The following is a 4221-nucleotide window of genomic DNA, read 5'->3' as shown; positions in this document are numbered from 1 at the left end:
AACACCTTGTGCGGGGTGAGTTCCTTGATCTTGTCCTTGTCGAGGCCCTGCGCCTTGAGCTCGGCCACGACCTCTTCCTCGGTCTTGCCCAGCATCAACGCTTCCGACTGCGCCAGCACATTGGCCACGAGCTTATCGTGATGCGGCGGCAGCTTTTCATGCGGCTGCGCGGCAATCAGGAAATCCGCCGGGATCACGTCCGTACCCTGGTGGATGAGCTGATAAAACGCATGCTGACCATTAGTGCCCGGCTCGCCCCAGACGATCGGGCCCGTCGACCAGCCCACCGGCTTGCCGCTGAGGGTGACCGACTTGCCGTTCGATTCCATGTCCTGCTGCTGCAGATAGGCCGGGAAACGGCTCAGCCGCTGGTCATAGGGCAGCACGGCATGGGTCGAGAAACCCCACGCATTGCGATACCACACGCCAAGCACGCCCATGATCACGGGCAGGTTCTGATCCAGCGGCGTCTCGAGGAAGTGCCGGTCCATCGCATCGGCGCCAGCCAGGAATTTTGCGAAATTTTCGTATCCGACGGCCAGCGCCACCGGCAGGCCGATAGCCGACCACACAGAATAGCGGCCGCCGACCCAGTCCCAAAAACCAAAAATCCGGTCTTCACGAATGCCGAACTTGGCGCAGGCCGGCAGGTTGGTCGAAACCGCCGCAAAGTGGTTCGGCACCGCCTCTTCGCCCAGCGCACCCGCCAGCCACTTACGGGCCGAATGGGCGTTGGTCATCGTCTCGTCGGTCGTAAAGGTCTTCGAGGCGACGATAAACAGCGTCTTGGCCGGGTCGAGACCCTTCAGGATGTCATGGATATGCGCGCCATCGACGTTCGACACATAGTGCGCGCGCAGGTCCGGCCGCGTGTAGGGGGCCAGCGCCAGCGTCACCATCACCGGGCCGAGATCGGACCCGCCAATGCCGATATTGACCACGTCGGTGATCTGCTCGCCGCCATGGCCGCGGATTTCCCCGCTCCGCACGGCGTTGGTATAGGCCTCGATAGCCGCAAGCACCGCCCGCACGTCGGGCATCACATCCTTGCCGTCCACCTCGACGGGCTTGTCGCCCTGATAGCGCAGCGCCATGTGCATCACGGCGCGGTCTTCGGTGATGTTGATGTGCTCGCCTTCGCACATCTGCGCACGGCGCTCTTCAACGCCAGCAGCGCGCGCCAGGTCGAACAGCGCAGCCATCACTTCGTCATCGATGCGGTTCTTCGAGTAGTCGAGCAGGATATCCGCTCCGCTCACCGAAAAACGCTGGAAGCGGTTGGGATCTTCCGCGAACAGCAGCCGCATCGGCTGGCCCTCGATTGCCTTCTTGAGCTTGCCCAGCGCTTCGAAACCGGCCTTACGCCCAGACTTAGCCATCAGCTTATTCTCCCGAGGAATTTTGTAGGTGTGTGAAGGATCGGGTCAGGTCTGAGCGAAAACGGTGGTTTTCGAGAACCGGACCGGAACGTACGTTTGGGTACGTGAGGACCGGAAGCGCAGAAAACTGCCGTTTGCAGCCAGACATCACGTGATCCTTTACATACCTTAGAGGACCGGCAGATCGCCGGCAGCCCATGCGGCGCGCGTTTCGGCCGCGAAGTCGGCCATGCGGCCGGCTTCGATAGCCGCCCGCGTGCCCGCGGTCAGCTCTTGATAATAGTGAAGGTTGATCTGCGAAAGCACCATGGCACCCAAAATCTCTTCCGTCCTTACCAGATGGTGGAGATAGGCCCGGCTCCAGCGCCGGCAATTGGGATTGGGCGACGCTTCATCGAGCGGACGAGGATCATCCTTGTGCCGCGCATTCTTCAGATTGATGACACCGAAGCGCGTATAGGCGTGGCCATGGCGCCCAGCACGGGTCGGATGCACGCAGTCGAACATATCGACGCCGCGCTCGATGCCCCCCAGAATATCGTCCGGCTTGCCCACGCCCATCAGATAGCGCGGCCGATCCGTCGGAAGCTCCGGCGTAATGTCCGAAAGCACGCGGAACATCACTTCCTGCGGCTCGCCCACGGCCAGCCCGCCAATGGAATAGCCATCGAACCCAATAGACTTCAGCCCCGCCGCCGACCGTGCCCGCAGTTCTGCATCATCGCCGCCCTGCACGATGCCGAACAGGGCCCGGTTCTGCTGGTTATTGAACGCGGCCTTGGACCGATCAGCCCAGCGCAGCGACAATTCCATCGCGCGCTCGATTTCCTTGCGCTCGGCCGGCAGTGCAATGCACTCGTCGAGCTGCATGATGATATCGCTATCGAGCAGCGTTTGGATCTCGATCGACCGCTCCGGCGTCAGCTCATAGGACGAGCCGTCGATATGCGACTTGAAGGTGACGCCCTTCTCGGTGAGCTTGCGCAGCTTGGCCAGCGACATGACCTGAAACCCGCCGCTATCGGTCAGGATCGGGCCCTGCCAGTCCATGAAATCATGAAGACCGCCAAGCGAAGCCACGCGCTCCGCGCCCGGCCGCAGCATCAGGTGATAGGTGTTGCCGAGCAAAATATCGGCGCCGGTCTCGCGCACCTGCTCGGGATACATGGCCTTCACGGTTCCGGCCGTGCCCACCGGCATGAAGGCCGGCGTATCGATCTCGCCACGTGGCGTATCGATGCGACCGCGCCGCGCCGCGCCATCGGTTGCGAGAAGGGAGAAGGTAACCTGTTTCGTCGTGCTCATGGGCCGGGTTTCTAGCGGGTTGCCCCGCCAGAATAAAGGGCCCCGGCCATGAAAGCTTCAGGTTGCGGCTGGCGCGAAATTTCCGTTCCGCTCCAGCGCGACTTTCAGCCGTTCCTGCACAAGCGATCGCGCCTGCCACCAGTCCCCGCTGCGCACCGGAATGCGTGCCACCACCGTCATCGTTGTATCGCCCAGCGTATCCAGCCAGATATCGGGCTTGGCGGCGCCGGCGGAATATTCCGTCGCGACCGCAGCGGCCACTTCGGCCCGCACGCGATCGAGATCGGCCGAACGCGGCACGTTGAATTTTACCTCGACGATGCGCGACGTCTCCCGGCTGTAATTGATGATCTTGGCATTGGAGAGTTTTGAGTTCGGCGCAAACAGATAGACGCCGTCGATGGTTCGCAACTGCGTCGCAAAAAGCCCGACTTCGACGACCGTGCCGACAATCCCGTCCGCATCGATATAATCACCCGAATTGAACGGCCGCAGGAAGACCAGCATGATCCCAGCGGCGATATTGGCGAGCGTCCCCTGCAAAGCCAGGGCAATAGCCAGACCCGCCGCACCAAGCACCGCGAGAATCGACGCCGTCTGCACCCCGAACTGCCCCAGCACCACGATGACCGTGACGAACAGAATGGCGTAGCGCACCACCTGCCCGGCCAGCGGCGCTATGGTGGCATTGTGCTTCATCCGGGAGGCAAGAAAGCTGGTGACGTACCCCGACACGATCTTGGAGATCACCCAGCCCGCCCCCAGAACCAGAAGGGCGATCACCAGCGACCAGGCATTGGCGATGACCCAGGCGGCCGAGATTCCGAAAATTTCCGCTTCTTGCATTCGATATTCCCCGTATTAGTCGAGGACGAAAATCCTGAGCGTTGAGATGGTTGCAGCGCAACGCCGTCCGATTTTCGCCACGCTCGCCTGTCCCTATTCCAAAATCACGTTCTGTTGTTGAGGCCAACCATGTTTCGTACCGCTGTTCTTGTCGCCGCCATTTCCCTCGCCACATTGCCCGCTTTTGCGCAGGATGTGAACGAGGTCGAGGGCCACTATTCGGGCAGCGGCGAGGGCGATCTGACGCTCGACCTCACCCATATCGAGGATGATCGCTATTCCATCTCGATCAATACGGTCGTGCCGATCCAGGAAGAATTCATGGGCTGCGCCGGCGGCATCGATGGCGAGGTCCTGCTCTCCAAGAAGGGCGGCAATTTCTTCGTCGAAAACGAGATGTACGAGCCCGGAAACGACTCGCCGCTCAACCAGCGCTATTGCGAAATCGGCCTGATCTTCGACGGTGAAGAAGGCGTTGTTATCGAAGAGCGCGACGGGTGCCTGGAATACCACGGCGCCTCCTGCGGTTTTTCAGGCACGCTCACTCACGACGCTGCGGGTATCTAGCGCCTAAAACACCGTATCGACGGCATGCATGCCAAGGTTGATCGCCCCCAACACCAGGGCGATCTCCACCCCCAGCCCCAGAATACAAATCGTGGCCCCTATCACAGCCGCGATACCGTCCCGA

At 61.4% G+C, this 4221-nt stretch carries 4 protein-coding genes; 1 reads left to right on the top strand and 3 read right to left on the bottom strand.

Translation table 11 applies throughout. The features are described 5' to 3' along the window. The 3 genes from pgi to ABW043_RS04200 all read right to left on the bottom strand — a co-directional run. Positions 1-1379 (bottom strand): glucose-6-phosphate isomerase (gene pgi / locus ABW043_RS04210; protein ID WP_502908590.1); only part of this gene is annotated, 1379 nt, incomplete at its 3' end. Between the two features lie 168 nt (positions 1380-1547). Then, complete coding sequence (gene tgt / locus ABW043_RS04205; RefSeq protein ID WP_353919982.1) at positions 1548-2684, bottom strand: tRNA guanosine(34) transglycosylase Tgt; 1137 nt, start codon at positions 2682-2684, stop codon at positions 1548-1550. A 57-nt stretch (positions 2685-2741) separates the two neighbouring features. Then, a complete protein-coding gene (locus ABW043_RS04200; RefSeq protein WP_353919981.1) occupies positions 2742-3530 on the bottom strand; it encodes a mechanosensitive ion channel family protein in 789 nt (262 codons plus the stop codon). Positions 3531-3659: 129 nt separating this feature from the next. On the opposite strand from ABW043_RS04200, the gene ABW043_RS04195 reads away from it, so the two are divergent. Further along, positions 3660-4097 carry a hypothetical protein gene (locus tag ABW043_RS04195; RefSeq protein WP_353919980.1) on the top strand — a complete coding sequence of 146 codons (438 nt, stop codon included), beginning with the start codon at positions 3660-3662 and terminating at the stop codon, positions 4095-4097. Positions 4098-4221: the final 124 nt, after the last annotated feature.

This window comes from Devosia sp. (genome assembly GCF_040509215.1).
In the GTDB taxonomy this organism is placed as follows: Bacteria; Pseudomonadota; Alphaproteobacteria; order Rhizobiales; family Devosiaceae; genus Devosia.
Note: the sequence above shows the minus strand (reverse complement) of the source record. Positions and strands in the feature narration are given on the sequence as shown.